Source organism: Faecalibacterium sp. 3 (genome assembly GCF_048323735.1).
Taxonomy (GTDB): Bacteria; Bacillota; Clostridia; order Oscillospirales; family Ruminococcaceae; genus Faecalibacterium; species Faecalibacterium wellingii.
In genome coordinates, this window is record NZ_JBLWFN010000001.1 from 316098 (window position 1) to 329186 (window position 13089).

Consider the following 13089-nt stretch of genomic DNA (forward strand, 5'->3'; position numbering starts at 1 on the left):
GGGTGCTTTTTATTCTTCTTCCGCTCTTTTTATCGCTTCTTTTATGACCGAATACGCAAAGCCCCGGCGCATGAGGGCGGCAGTCACAAGGTCGCGGCGGCCATCGGCCAGCTTTTTCATGTAGCGGCTGCGCACCAGCGCGGCGGCTGCTTCCAGCTCCGGGCTTTCGCCGTCCTCATCCGGGGCATAGACGCTCTCCAGTGCCTGCTCGATCTGCGTACCGGAAAGACCCTTCTGCCGCAGGTTCTGGGCCGCCGCACGGCGGCTCTTGCGGGCGGCAAGCAGGCTGTGGGCACGGGCCTCGGCATAGCGGTCATCGTTTACGTAATCCCGCTCCACCATTTCTGCCACGGCTGCAGCCGCAGCCTGCTCCGTAAAGCCATAGCACAACCGCTCATACAGCTGGGCCGAGGACATCTCCCGCGAGGCCAGCGCATCCAGTGCGCGGGCGCGGGCCTTGGCCGGGTCGGCACACTTTTCCTCTTCCGGCTTCGGGCGGCGGCGTTTACAAAAGGACATTTAATCCTCCACCATGATATCCAGCTCGCTCTCGCTGCTGCGGGCAGGTGCCTTGACCACCGGCTCCTTAGCGTCCTTTGCCGCTTCTGCAGGCTCTTCGGCCTTGGAAGAAGCATTCTTGCCAGCCGGGCGGCGGGAAGCGTACAGCTTGTCGGCATTGGCGCGGATCTGGCCCTCGATATCGTTTGCGATCTCGGGATTGTCCTTCAGGAACTGCTTTGCGTTGTCGCGGCCCTGACCCAGACGGACATCGCCATAGTTGAACCATGCGCCGCTCTTCTGCACGATGCCCAGCTTCACGCCCACATCGATGAGCTCGCTCATCTTGGAGATGCCCTCGCCGAACATGATATCGAACTCTGCCTCACGGAACGGAGGTGCCACCTTGTTCTTGACGATCTTGGCGCGGGTGTGGTTGCCGATGAACTGGCCGGAGGAATCCTTCAGGCCCTCCACGCGGCGGATGTCGATGCGCACCGAGGCGTAATATTTCAGGGCGCGGCCGCCGGTGGTGACCTCCGGGTTGCCGTACATCACGCCCACCTTCTCGCGCAGCTGGTTGATGAAGACGCAGACCGTGTTGGTCTTGCCGATGACCGAGGTCAGCTTGCGCATGGCCTGACTCATCAGACGGGCCTGCAGGCCCACATGGCTGTCGCCCATTTCGCCCTCGATCTCAGCCCTCGGCACCATGGCGGCAACCGAGTCCACCACGATGGCATCGATGGCACCGGAGCGCACCAGCGCTTCGCAGATCTCCATGGCCTGCTCGCCGGTGTCCGGCTGGCTGACCAGGAGATTATTGATGTCCACGCCCAGCGCTTCGGCATAGGTGGGGTCCAGTGCGTGCTCCACGTCAATGAAGGCCACTTCGCCGCCCTGCTTCTGGGCCTCGGCCAGAATGTGCAGTGCCAGCGTGGTCTTACCGCTGGATTCCGGGCCGTACACCTCAATGATGCGTCCGCGGGGCACACCGCCCACGCCCAGAGCCAGATCCAGACCCAGACTGCCAGTGGAAATGGCATCCACCTGCATGGAGGCGTTGTCGCCCAGCTTCATCACGGCACCCTTGCCGAACTGCTTTTCGATCTGGGCCAGCGCAGTGGCCAGTGCGTCCTTTTTTGCCTCCGGCTCGGTCTTTTTGGTGGCCGGGACAACGGTGTTGTTGTTCTGATTTTTCGCCATAGCGTGCTGCTCCTTTTCTTCCTGCTGCCCGCCGTGCGCGGGCTGTCCGTATACCTTCCAGTATAGTATACCACAAAATCAAAATATTACAACAAGAAGTTGTTTGCTTTTTTCGTTTGATCAGCCGGGTCTGCGGGCGATCATGCACCGGTCGTTGCCGCCAAAATCCTTGCGGCACGCAATGTCTGCCCAGCCGTTTGCAGCCAGCAGTGCCGTCACAGCTTCCCTCTGCTGCCAGCCGATCTCCAGCACCAGTGCGCCGCCGGGCCGCAGCAGCTTCTGGTAATGCTGTGCAAGGGCACGGTAAAACACAAGGCCGTCCTCCCCCGCTTCCAGCGCCATGGCCGGTTCCTGTGCCACCTCGGGCTGCAGGTGCCGCATTTCCTCGGCGGTGAGATACGGCGGGTTGGATACGATGAGGTCAAGCTCCCCTTCCGGTGCACTTTTCCAGTAGGTGAACAGATCTCCCTGCACCGGCTCCACCGCATAGGCCGGCTTTGCCTTTGCGCGCAGGGCATTCAGTGCCGGGCCCCAGTCAAAGGCCGGTGCAGCCTCCTGCTCAAAGGCAGCAGGCTCCAGCAAGTCCTCCGTCTGCCCGCCCTGCCCTTTCAGGGCACAGCGGCAGTTCTTTTCCAGATAAACAAAGGCTTCCGGGCTTTTTTCCACGCAGGTCACCTGCGCCGCCGGGCAGAAGCGCTTGACGCCCAGCCCCAGACAGCCGGTCCCCGCGCAGAGATCCAGCACCCGGGGCGTGGCAATGCCCGTCAGGGTATTGGCAGCCGCTTCCGCTACCACCTCGGTGTCTGCACGGGGGCAGAGCACGCCGGGGCCAACGGCAAGGTCAAAATCCAGAAAGCTCCAGATCCCGCACAGGTATTGCAGCGGTTCCCGCTGCTCACGGCGCGTGCAGAGGTTTTCCAGCTTTTCCGCTTCCTGCGTGGTCAGCACCCGGTCAGAAAGGCGGGCATCCCGCCCGGACGCCGCACGGAACAGCTCCCGTGCATCATAATCCGCATCCGGACAGCCTGCGGCGGCAAGCCGCGCTTCCACCCTGCGCACCGCTTCCCGCGGAGACAGACCTGCACTTACCATTTGCCGTCCTCCGGGTCCTCGGGCAGCACAGGGGTCACGGCGGCAATGGCCACCTCGATCATGCTGTCGTCCGGTTCAAACACGGTCAGGTGCTGCACCCAGATGCCGGGTTGGCGGATGATGCGGGTGGCGATGTTGTCCGACCGGCCGCACCATTTGAGCAGCTCGTAGCTGATGCCCATGACCACCGGCAGCAGCAGCAGCTTGAACAGTACCCGCAGGCCGATGCTGCCCCAGGGCAGAACGCTGTACAAAAACACGCTGACGATGACCACCAGAATGAGGAAACTGGTGCCGCAGCGGGGATGGAAGCGGGTGTATTTGCGCACATTCTCCACGGTCAGCGCGTCACCGGCCTCGTAGCAGGCAATGGTCTTGTGCTCGGCACCGTGGTACTCGAACACCCGGTGGATCTCCTTCATTCTGGAAATACCCACCATATAGCTCAGGAAGATAGCGACCTTGAGCACAGCTTCCAGCACCACCTTGCCCCAGCGGCCCAGCGTGATAAAACGGCTCACGCCGCCCACGATGAGGGTGGGCAGCACCGTAAAGAGCAAGATCGCCAGCAGGCCGCCCACCACGGCGGCGCAGGCCAGCAGGGCATCCTCAGCCTTCTGGCCGAAATGCTCTCCCACCCATTTTTCAAAGGCGGTCTCCTCTTCCTTGGGGTCATAGTCGTCCCCCATACTCACCTGAGCGGAGTACATCATGTAGCGGTAGCCCACGATCAGGCTTTCGATCATGGAGATGGCACCGCGCACCAGCGGGATCTTCGCCCAGATGCCATGGTTCTTCACGGGGTCGAGTTTGGTCTCAATGGTGCCGTCCGGCTTGCGCACCGCGCAGCAGATGAGCTTTGGGCCGCGCATCATAATGCCTTCCATCAGTGCCTGACCGCCCACACTGGTCTTGAAACGTTCCTTTTTTGGTTGATTCATTGGGTTCTCCTATCGGATCATATTTTTCCCGGTCATTTTACCACATAATTGTGACAAAATCTGTATCTGCAAAGCACAAAAAGCCGCCGGTGTGCAATGCTCATGCAGGCTTTATACCTTATGGTACAGCGGCAGGCCCAGTGTGACCACCGTGCCCCGGCCCAGCGTGCTCTTGATGTCCATGGTGCCGTCCAGCGCCGTCATGATGGAATCCACCAGCGCAAGACCGATACCGCTGCCCCGCACCGAGTTGCTGCCCTTGTAGAACTTGGTCTTGACGTTTTCCAGATCTTCCGGCGGGATGCCGCGGCCCTGATCGATGATCTCCACAAAGGCCTTGTACTCCCCTGCCCACAGCTTGACCGTGATGCGTCCGCCGGGCGCCGAATATTTGATGGCATTGTCCATGATGTTGATGAACACCTGCCGCAGACGATCCGGGTCTGCATAGACCGGGATCATTTCCTCCGGCTCCGTGTAGCTGAGGATGAGTCCCTCCCGCTGGATCCGTGCCTCACAGAAGAGCACTGCGTCGGTCAGCTCTGCCACAAGATCCAGCGGGCGGCAGTCCATGCGGATGCGGCCGTTCTGCAGGCGGCTGAAGTCCAGCAGCTCTTCCACCATGTTGTAAAGGCGTCCGGTCTCGTTGTTGATGATCTCAAGGCCCTTGCGGTAGTTTTCATCCGCCGGGTCATCCAGTGTGCGCAGGGTCTCCACCCAGCCCCGGATGGAGGTGAGCGGGGTACGCAGCTCGTGGGACACCGAACTGATGAATTCATTCTTCATCTTCTCGGTCTCTTCCAGACCTTCCGCCATCTGGTTGATGGTACCGCGCAGGCGGTCCACCTCGTCCCGCTCGTCGCCGGTGACCGGCAGGCGCACGTCCAGCTCACCCCGGGCGATGCTGGCTGCGGTGCGCTCCACCTGACCCAGCGGCACCACGATGCTGCGGATGAAGTACAGGCCGGACATCACGGTGAAGGCAAGGATCACCGCCGCGATCACAACACTTACCGCGATGGCGTTCTTGATCTGCGCACCCACAAGGGTCAGGCTGGTGACAAGACGCATCGCCGCCACATCTTCGGCGGCATAGGGCACCAGATAGCAGGCCGCCATCACCAGCTCGCCGGACTGGGTGCGGTAGACTGCCACGCCAAGACCATCGGAAGCCTCCTGCGCCTGCTCAAAGTCGGTTCCGGTCACAATGCCGTCCGCGCTCGTGCCGCTGGAAGACGCAATGACCCCGCCATAGCTGTCCAGCAGCATGAATTCATATTTATCCTTGTCGGCAAACTGCTCCACCATGCGGCGCAGCGCCATGCTGCGGATCGATGCGGTGCTCTGCACGGTGTCGCCGGTGTACATTTTCAGCTGGCCGGATACCGAGGAGAACCGCCGGTACATGGTCTGCTGAACGCTGTTATAATAGCTGCGTGTGTAGTTGTACAGGAACATGGTTTCGGCCAGCAGCACCAGCAGCACAGTGATGAGCAGGCTGCCGCACAGCCATCGACGGGTGATTCCGCTTCGCATGGCGTTCTCCTCCTTTCAAATGATTTAGAATTGTCTCCGCTTCGCTCTGGACGAGTTGTGGCACCCAGCGGCTACTACGGCCCTTGAGCGGGTCTTGCATCCTGCTGGCCACGGCCCCAACAGCTCCTCCCTGCTTCGGCCGCAGGCCGCAGTCGTCGCCGTTGCAATATCAGCGGAAATATTATTTTTATATTTGTAAATTAGAAAAATCTGCGGATTTTTCTAATTTACTTTTTCACGGAAGGGGTCGTAACTGGAAAATGGATTTTATTTGCGGGACGACAGGTAATTTTTCTGAGGACCGTCCGCTGGGGTGGGACCCTGTTGCCGCAGGCAATAGGGCGGGCGATGGAATGGCCTGCAACAGCAACGACCGCCGCCAGTGGCGGAAACAGGAAGTTGCTGTTGGGACAGCGGCCAGCAGGATGCGAGTGCTGCTCAAAGCACGAAGCATCCGCTGGGTGCCGCAACCCGTACTCGTGTCCGAAGAGAAATCTACCTGTTGGCCCACCCTCGCGGTTATTCCTCCCAACGATAACCGTATCCCCAGACGGTGAGGATGTGGGCGGGCTTGCTGGGTTCGTCCTCCACCTTCATACGCAGGCGGCGGATGTTCACATCCACGATCTTCACGTCACCAAAGTAATTTTCGCCCCACACGCCCTTCAGGATCTTCTCGCGCACCAGCGCAATGCCGGGATTGCGGAAAAACAGCTCCATGATCTGGAATTCCACCTGTGTCAGCTCGATGGGCTGGCCTGCCTTGAGCAGCACACGGCGGTTCTCGTCCAGCACAAATTCGCCGCTGGTGAGCATTCCCAGCGGGCTGGACTTTTCCTTTTCGTCCCCGCCTGCCGTGCGGCTGACGCGGCGGCAGAGCGCTTCCACCCGGGCCAGCAGCTCGCTGACGCTGAAGGGCTTGGTCATATAGTCGTCTGCGCCGATGGACAGGCCGCGGATCTTATCCTGTTCCTGTCCCTTGGCACTGAGGATGATGATGCCGATCTTCTGGTCGGTGCGGCGGATGGTCTCGCACAGCGAGAAGCCGTTCATGCCCGGCAGCATCACATCCAGGATGGCCGCATCGCAGCCCGGTTTCTGCTCCAGCAGAGGCAGAGCCGCCTCGGCGCTCTCGGCTTCCACCGCCTCCATGCCTGCAAGACGCAGGTTCAGCGCGATCATTTCGCGGATATTGGCTTCATCTTCTACCACAAGCACTCGTACCATGAACTGTTCCTCCGTTCCTTAATTGAGCAGATGCAGCGCCTTGGACAGGCGGTAGTTCTTATCGCTGATCTCCACATCCGGGGCAAGCTTTGCCTGCATCTGGCGGGACGCCACGATGCCAAGGCGGGTCCAGCCCTTCAGGCTGGATGTGGTGCGCACCAAACGCAGGGTCATTACCAGCTCATCCTCATCCACCGTGCGCAGCTCCACGGCGCCGTCGTATTGTTCGCTGTCGGTAAGCTTCAGGTTGCCCTCCCACTCCATGGGCAGTTCGATATAACAGTTGGTCTCCTCGTCCAGCAGGCCGAAACTTTTTTCCGGGTTCGGGCTGGTATAATCCATCCAGACGATAAAGTCCATGCGGCGGCTCTGGCTCATGTTCAAAAGGCCGGCCTCATCGGGCTGGGTGGGGATCTCCACGATGCCGTCGCCGTCCAGATCCTGACTGACCAGACTGGGCACATTGCGCAGGGATGCGGTGTAAAGCTTTTCGGTGCTGATCTGGTCGGCGGGCACCATCTGCTGCGTGTCCTCGTCAAAGTACAGCAGCACCGACGCCAGATTGTTGCCGGAAATGCCGGTCCAGCCATCCAGCACCAGATAGTGCTTGCCATCCGCGCCCACGCCTGCCGCCACCGAGGCGCAGCCCGAGAAGCGGTCGGCAGAAAGGCCCATGACTGCTACTTGCTGGAAGGAGCCCTCCTTATCTACGGTCAGCAGCTCGATCTGCACGCCGCCGTCCTCCAGCGTGGACATCAGGATCAAATCCTGACTGCCCCCGCCGGTGATATCCTCTACCAGATACTGCTGATACTGCTGTTCCAGAATGGTGGAAAGCTCTCCGTCTGTGTAGGAATACACCGCCAGATAGTGGTCGCCCTGTGCGGCCACATAGCCCACCACCAGCTGGCTGGCATCGCCCGGTTGCAGCTGCGCAAGGCCTACAGAATCCACCGTGTCGGCAAGGCCCTCCGCGTTCTGGCGCACCTGCCACATTCCATCGCTGCCCTTTTGCAGGATCGCAACGCAGACATTGGAGCTCTGGGCCGTGGTATAGAGCACCGCCGCATCCTGCTGGCCGTCACCGTCCAGATCATGGATGAGGAACGGCGAAAGCAGGTCGCCCTGCATGGGGTACTTGAGCTGTGCGCTCTCCCCCAGCCAGTCGTTCAGCGCCGTCTGCACATCGCCGTAATCACCCGAGAGCTTGGGTGCACGCAGAAGCTCTTCCACCTGCACCTGTTCGCCCGGCATACTGCAGCCTGCAAGGCACAGGCACAGCAGGGTGCACAGCAGCCACCGGCAAAACCGTTTGGAATGTTTCAACTGCCGCACCTCCTCTGTGTGGAAAATCCGTTCCGGTCAAACGGCAAAATTATGCTATTGTCAGTATACCACGGGGCGGGCGCAATGCCAACACCTGAAAACACGAAAGAGAAGGATTTAAAATGTGCCCTGTGTGGGAAGCGTTCTTTGAAGTGCCGCTATAAATGGGGCTAAACAAAAAAGTCCCTTCCCATTTCTGGGAAAGGACTTTAAAAACGGCTGTAAACAGTCAGAGCAGATCAGACGAGCTCCAGAACTGCCATCTCAGCAGCGTCGCCGCGGCGAGCGCCGATCTTGATGATGCGGGTGTAGCCGCCGTTGCGGTCAGCGTACTTGGGGCTGATCTCATCAAACAGCTTCTTTGCAACATCTTCCTTGGTGATGTAGGCATAAACCTGACGCTTGGTGTGCAGGTCGCTTGCCTTGCCAAGGCTGATCATCTTCTCGGCCATGGAACGAACGTCCTTAGCGCGAGTGACAGTGGTCTCAATCTTGCCATTCTCTAACAGGTAGGTAACCATAGCGCGCATCATAGCGTTGCGGCTGTCGCTGGTTCTACCGAGCTTTCTGGTACCGGGCATCCCGTTTCACTCCTTAATTATTTTTAGTTGTCATCATCCGTGTTCAGCTTGAAGCCCAGGGAGTCCAGCTTTGCCATGACTTCTTCCAGGCTCTTGCGGCCGAGGTTGCGAACCTTCATCATTTCGTCCTCGCTCTTGCTGACCAGATCTTCCACCGTGTTGATACCGGCACGCTTCAGGCAGTTGAAGGAACGCACGCTCAGATCCAGCTCTTCAATGGTCATCTCCAGAGCCTTTTCCTTGTCGTCGTTGGTCTTTTCCACCATGATCTCGGTGCCAGCGGCCTCATCGGACAGGTTGACGAACAGGTTCAGGTGCTCGGTCAGCACGCGGGCAGCCAGAGAAACGGCTTCCTGCGCATTGATCGTGCCATCGGTCCAAACCTCGATGGTCAGCTTGTCGTAATCGATCGCCTGGCCAACACGGGTGCTCTCGACGTTATAATTCACCTTGAGCACGGGGGTGTAAATGCTGTCAACGGGAAGAGTGTTGATATCGTTCTTCTCGATGATAGCCTGTTTGTTGCGCTCTGCGGGCACATAGCCGCGGCCCTTATCGAAGGTCAGCTCCATGACGAGCTTGCCGCCCTCGCCCAGGGTTGCGATGTGCCACTCAGGGTTCAGAATTTCGATGTCATCGCCCTGCTTGATGTTGTCAGCGGTGACCTCACAGGGGCCGACTGCCTCAACACGCACTGTCTTCGGACCATCGGTGTACAGCTTTGCAGCGATACCCTTCAGGTTCAGGACAATTTCGGTAACGTCTTCCTTGACGCCCTCAATGGTGGAGAACTCGTGAACCACGCCATCAATCTTGACGCTGGTCACGGCGACACCGGGCAGAGAGGAAAGAAGCACACGACGCAGGCTATTGCCCAGTGTGATGCCAAAGCCACGCTCCAGCGGTTCTGCCACGAATTTACCGTAGCGGCCGTCCGGGGACAGGCTTGCCGTTTCGATTTTGGGACGTTCAATCTCCATCATATCTATGCCCTCCTTGTCAAACCGGCGCTGCCGCCGGCCCATTATTAAATTCTTTCAAAGAAAAGAATGCGAAAGTGAGCCGTCCACGGGGAAGGCCCAGCCTTCTTAATGGATTACTTGGAGTACAGCTCGACGATGAGGTGCTCTGCAACTTCGTAGTCGATGTCGCTGCGCTCGGGCAGCTTTGCAACGACGCCCTTCAGGGAACCGGTCTCACGGTTCAGCCATGCGGGCAGAGCAACAACGGGAGCCTCGGGGCCGGTCAGCTTTGCAAACTTTGCAGAGCTGCGGCTGGACTCGCGCACTTCGATCACGTCGCCGGCCTTCACCTGGTAAGAGGGGATGTTGACCTTCTTGCCGTTGACGGTGAAGTGAGCGTGAGACACCAGCTGGCGGGCATCGCGGCGGGTCTGAGCAAAGCCCAGACGGAACACGACGTTGTCCAGACGGCACTCCATGATCTGCAGCAGGTTCTCACCGGTCTTGCCGGGGCGAGCCTCTGCACGCAGGTAAGCGTTGTGGAACTGCTTCTCCAGAACGCCGTAGATAAACTTGACCTTCTGCTTCTCCTTCAGCTGAGATGCGTACTCAGACTGCTTCTTGCGCATGTTGCCATTGGAGTTGCGGGTGGTATTCTTCTTTGCATAGCCCATGACCGCAGGAGAAATGCCCAGGGCCTTGCAACGCTTTGCGATAGGCTGCGTATTCTTTGCCATAATTCAATTTCCTCCTTCGATCAGACACGACGGCGCTTCGGGGGACGGCAGCCATTGTGGGGGATGGGAGTCACGTCCTTGATCAGGGTGACTTCCAGGCCGGTAGCCTGCAGCGCACGAATAGCGGACTCACGGCCAGCGCCGGGGCCCTTGACGTAGACCTCAACGGTCTTCATGCCATGCTCGATAGCAACCTTAGCTGCGGTCTCAGCAGCAGACTGGGCTGCAAACGGAGTGCTCTTGCGGCTGCCGCGGAAGTTCAGGGAGCCGGAGGAGCACCAGGACACTGCATTACCCTGCAGGTCGGTGATGGTAACAACAGTATTGTTGAAGGTAGACTGGATATGAGCCTGACCAGCAGCAATGTTCTTGCGCTCTTTGCGCTTCATGCGGACATTAGCGCCCTTCTTGGCATTATTTGCACTTGCCATTTCTCAAATCCTCCTTACTTCTTCTTGTTAGCGACAGTGCGCTTGGGACCCTTGCAGGTACGTGCATTGGTCTTGGTACGCTGGCCGCGGCAGGGCAGATTCTTGCGATGGCGGGTGCCACGGAAGGACTGGATCTCAACCAGGCGCTTGATGTCCAGAGCAACGTTGCGGCGCAGGTCGCCTTCAACGATGATGTTAGCCTGATCGATGTAGTCACGGATCTTAGCCTCTTCTTCCAGAGTCAGGTCCTTGACGCGGGTATCGGGGTTGATGCCAGTTGCTTCCAGGATCTTGTTAGCAGTGGTCTGGCCGATACCATAAACGTAGGTGAGACCCACCTGAACGCGCTTCTCGCGGGGCAGGTCAACGCCGGCAATACGTGCCATAGTAGTTTCCTCCAAAAATCATCCCATGTCAGTGTCGGGGTCTGCGCCGGGACTCTACGCACTTGACCCCCAGGCGCCCGAATTAGCCCTGGCGCTGCTTATGCTTGGGGTTCTGGCAGATGACCATCACGCGGCCTTTGCGGCGGATGACCTTGCACTTTTCGCAGATGGGTTTCACGGAAGGCTTGACCTTCATGATGTTGAACCTCCTTTTGGTTGATACCCTGGTGCTTATTTGGAGCGCCAGGTGATGCGGCCCTTAGAAAGATCATAGGGCGACATTTCCACGGTTACCTTGTCCCCGGGCAGGATACGGATGAAATTGGTCCGCAGCTTGCCGGAGATGTGCGCTAAGAGGATATGGCCGCTGGGAGTGAGCTTCCCGGTGTTCTTATCCTCGCTCAACATTTCCACCTTAAAGATGGCGTTGGGCATGGCTTCACGCACAATGCCTTCGATCTCGATAACGTCTTCCTTAGACAAGCTATTTGCCTCCTCATTGGATCTGCTCAGTTTGTCGTTGAACCTGGGCCAGCGCCTTCGCTCCAAAGCCCTGAAAGCACCGCATCCTTCGTGCCTGCGCCCGATCTTCAGCAGTTTGCCGCTTCAGTGTTCCTTTGCTCCGGTGCCGGTCCACAGACGGACAGGCGGCGATGATCGCCACATACTTCATCTTTCGCGGCACAAAATCCGCAAAACGGGCAGAAAATCCCTGTCCGCCGAGGAAGTATCTGGCTTCCACAGCCATTTATAGATTATACACCTTTTGTTGTCAATTTGCAAGAGCTTTTTTCCGTATTTCCGATAAAAAATTCTTCCGATTCAAAAGCAGCTCTCCCCTGCTCCCACCTTCGGTTTTCTCCACCGCGGAGATGAAACTTTTTCACGAAAAGTTGTTGTAATTGCACAAATTGCAGGAGTGGAGAGGGAAAAGAGCCGTCTGCTGAGGAACAGCAGACGGCTCTTTTCCGGCAAATAAAACGATTTAAAATGCCCTCCGCTGTGCTTTGGGCATAGTCAGAGGAAGTATTATTTTAAATTTCGGGATATCGGAACGCCTGCGGGCGTTCCGATATCCCATTTTCATGGGAGGGGTCGTAGAGGAAGACGACATTTGCAGCGCCGCTTTCTGCGAAAGCGCGGCGCTGCGGAGAAAGCTTCTACCAGCTTTCAGCAGGCTGAACCCTCTCAGGCGCGGGAGTGGGAGCGGACTGAGAGGGTTTGCCGTCCCCTTTGGGGAAGTTGGCAAAGCCGACAGGCTTTGACTGAGAGGGCAAGCCTGCTAACCAAAAAAGCAGCTGCGACAAGAATACTCCATACGCAAAAGGAGCCACTGCACATGGTTTCGTGCAGCGGCTCCCTTTTTATGGTCGCTTACTTCAGGCTGAACTTTTCCGGGTCAAAGTCCGGGTCATCCCAGAAGCGGGTCATGATCTCGGTGTGATCCTTCAGGATCGCATTGGAGTGCTCAAAGTGCGCAGCCAGACCACCGTCCTTGGTCTTGACGGTCCAGCCGTCCTTGGACTGGGTGATCTTGCAGTCGTACTGGCAGATCATGGGCTCGATGGCAATGGTCATGCCGGGCACAAGACGCGGGCCGCGGCCCTGATGGCCGTAGTTGGGCACCTCCGGGTCCTCGTGCAGCTCACGGCCGGTGCCGTGACCCACGAACTCCCGGACGACCGAGAAACCGGCGTCCTCGCAGTAGCTCTGCACCGCATAGCCGATGTCGCCGATGCGGTTGCCGGCCACAGCCTGCTCGATGCCCTTATACAGAGCAGCCTTGGTCACGTCCAGCAGACGCTGTGCTTCCAGATCGACCTTACCCACCGCATAGGTGCAGGCATTGTCGCCGTTGAAGCCATCGATCTTTGCACCGGTGTCGATGCTGACGATGTCACCGGGGCGGATGACGATGTCATGCGAAGGGATACCGTGGATAACGGTATCGTTCAGGCTGATGCAGGCCGTGCCCGGAAAGCCATACAGACCCTTGAAATTGGGGATGCCGCCGTGCTTCACGATGAAGTCGTAGATCAGCTTATCCAATTCCCATGTGGTCATACCTGCTTCGATATGCTCACCGCCATACTTCAGGGCAGCTGCGCTCAGGGCATTTGCCTTGCGCATGCCGTCCAGCTCTTTCGCATTTTTGATCTGAATCAC

At 58.5% G+C, this 13089-nt stretch carries 16 protein-coding genes; all 16 read right to left on the bottom strand.

The genetic code is table 11. The features are described from left to right. Window positions 1-9 precede the first annotated feature (9 nt). On the bottom strand, window positions 10-519 hold the full coding sequence (locus ACNSPV_RS01410) for a regulatory protein RecX (protein WP_348584842.1): 510 nt from the start codon (window positions 517-519) through the stop codon (window positions 10-12). Beyond that, a complete protein-coding gene (recA, locus tag ACNSPV_RS01415; RefSeq protein ID WP_249237470.1) occupies window positions 520-1704 on the bottom strand; it encodes a recombinase RecA in 1185 nt (394 codons plus the stop codon). It lies immediately after the preceding gene. Between the two features lie 120 nt (window positions 1705-1824). Next, on the bottom strand, window positions 1825-2796 hold the full coding sequence (locus ACNSPV_RS01420; RefSeq protein ID WP_348584841.1) for a HemK/PrmC family methyltransferase: 972 nt from the start codon (window positions 2794-2796) through the stop codon (window positions 1825-1827). After that, window positions 2790-3737: a DUF1385 domain-containing protein gene (locus ACNSPV_RS01425; RefSeq protein WP_348584840.1), complete on the bottom strand. Its 948-nt coding sequence runs from the start codon at window positions 3735-3737 to the stop codon at window positions 2790-2792. The genes ACNSPV_RS01420 and ACNSPV_RS01425 overlap by 7 nt, the downstream gene beginning before the upstream one ends. Before the next feature lie 111 nt (window positions 3738-3848). After that, window positions 3849-5273, bottom strand: coding sequence for a sensor histidine kinase (locus tag ACNSPV_RS01430; protein WP_249237473.1), 1425 nt, complete (start codon window positions 5271-5273; stop codon window positions 3849-3851). A 519-nt stretch (window positions 5274-5792) separates the two neighbouring features. Then, complete coding sequence (locus ACNSPV_RS01435) at window positions 5793-6500, bottom strand: response regulator transcription factor (protein WP_249237474.1); 708 nt, start codon at window positions 6498-6500, stop codon at window positions 5793-5795. A gap of 18 nt (window positions 6501-6518) precedes the next feature. Next, window positions 6519-7826: a hypothetical protein gene (locus ACNSPV_RS01440; RefSeq protein ID WP_348584839.1), complete on the bottom strand. Its 1308-nt coding sequence runs from the start codon at window positions 7824-7826 to the stop codon at window positions 6519-6521. A gap of 239 nt (window positions 7827-8065) precedes the next feature. Continuing rightward, window positions 8066-8407, bottom strand: coding sequence for a 50S ribosomal protein L17 (rplQ, locus tag ACNSPV_RS01445; RefSeq protein ID WP_005921819.1), 342 nt, complete (start codon window positions 8405-8407; stop codon window positions 8066-8068). A 23-nt stretch (window positions 8408-8430) separates the two neighbouring features. Then, window positions 8431-9390 carry a DNA-directed RNA polymerase subunit alpha gene (locus ACNSPV_RS01450; RefSeq protein WP_249237478.1) on the bottom strand — a complete coding sequence of 320 codons (960 nt, stop codon included), beginning with the start codon at window positions 9388-9390 and terminating at the stop codon, window positions 8431-8433. Between the two features lie 113 nt (window positions 9391-9503). Next, entirely contained in the window at window positions 9504-10106 is a 603-nt protein-coding gene (gene rpsD / locus ACNSPV_RS01455; protein ID WP_005937973.1) for a 30S ribosomal protein S4, read from the bottom strand. 20 nt (window positions 10107-10126) lie between these two features. Then, window positions 10127-10537, bottom strand: a complete 411-nt coding sequence (gene rpsK, locus ACNSPV_RS01460; protein WP_005934894.1) for a 30S ribosomal protein S11 — start codon at window positions 10535-10537, stop codon at window positions 10127-10129. A gap of 14 nt (window positions 10538-10551) precedes the next feature. After that, window positions 10552-10923, bottom strand: coding sequence for a 30S ribosomal protein S13 (rpsM, locus tag ACNSPV_RS01465; protein ID WP_005937976.1), 372 nt, complete (start codon window positions 10921-10923; stop codon window positions 10552-10554). An 82-nt stretch (window positions 10924-11005) separates the two neighbouring features. Further along, window positions 11006-11119, bottom strand: coding sequence for a 50S ribosomal protein L36 (rpmJ, locus tag ACNSPV_RS01470; RefSeq protein WP_005921832.1), 114 nt, complete (start codon window positions 11117-11119; stop codon window positions 11006-11008). Between the two features lie 35 nt (window positions 11120-11154). Next, window positions 11155-11406 carry a translation initiation factor IF-1 gene (gene infA, locus ACNSPV_RS01475; RefSeq protein WP_005937979.1) on the bottom strand — a complete coding sequence of 84 codons (252 nt, stop codon included), beginning with the start codon at window positions 11404-11406 and terminating at the stop codon, window positions 11155-11157. A gap of 13 nt (window positions 11407-11419) precedes the next feature. After that, complete coding sequence (locus ACNSPV_RS01480) at window positions 11420-11671, bottom strand: hypothetical protein (RefSeq protein WP_348584838.1); 252 nt, start codon at window positions 11669-11671, stop codon at window positions 11420-11422. A gap of 626 nt (window positions 11672-12297) precedes the next feature. Beyond that, window positions 12298-13089, bottom strand: coding sequence for a type I methionyl aminopeptidase (gene map / locus ACNSPV_RS01485; RefSeq protein WP_339394964.1), 792 nt, complete (start codon window positions 13087-13089; stop codon window positions 12298-12300).

Coding starts and splice junctions, on each gene's coding strand:
- ACNSPV_RS01410 (WP_348584842.1), bottom strand. CDS start 519: ATGTCCTTTTGTAAACGCCGCCGCCCGAAGCCGGAAGAGGAAAAGTGT.
- rpsD (WP_005937973.1), bottom strand. CDS start 10,106: ATGGCAAAGAATACGCAGCCTATCGCAAAGCGTTGCAAGGCCCTGGGC.
- ACNSPV_RS01480 (WP_348584838.1), bottom strand. CDS start 11,671: ATGGCTGTGGAAGCCAGATACTTCCTCGGCGGACAGGGATTTTCTGCC.
- rpmJ (WP_005921832.1), bottom strand. CDS start 11,119: ATGAAGGTCAAGCCTTCCGTGAAACCCATCTGCGAAAAGTGCAAGGTC.
- ACNSPV_RS01420 (WP_348584841.1), bottom strand. CDS start 2,796: ATGGTAAGTGCAGGTCTGTCTCCGCGGGAAGCGGTGCGCAGGGTGGAA.
- rpsM (WP_005937976.1), bottom strand. CDS start 10,923: ATGGCACGTATTGCCGGCGTTGACCTGCCCCGCGAGAAGCGCGTTCAG.
- ACNSPV_RS01450 (WP_249237478.1), bottom strand. CDS start 9,390: ATGATGGAGATTGAACGTCCCAAAATCGAAACGGCAAGCCTGTCCCCG.
- rplQ (WP_005921819.1), bottom strand. CDS start 8,407: ATGCCCGGTACCAGAAAGCTCGGTAGAACCAGCGACAGCCGCAACGCT.
- recA (WP_249237470.1), bottom strand. CDS start 1,704: ATGGCGAAAAATCAGAACAACAACACCGTTGTCCCGGCCACCAAAAAG.
- rpsK (WP_005934894.1), bottom strand. CDS start 10,537: ATGGCAAGTGCAAATAATGCCAAGAAGGGCGCTAATGTCCGCATGAAG.
- ACNSPV_RS01425 (WP_348584840.1), bottom strand. CDS start 3,737: ATGAATCAACCAAAAAAGGAACGTTTCAAGACCAGTGTGGGCGGTCAG.
- ACNSPV_RS01435 (WP_249237474.1), bottom strand. CDS start 6,500: ATGGTACGAGTGCTTGTGGTAGAAGATGAAGCCAATATCCGCGAAATG.
- ACNSPV_RS01430 (WP_249237473.1), bottom strand. CDS start 5,273: ATGCGAAGCGGAATCACCCGTCGATGGCTGTGCGGCAGCCTGCTCATC.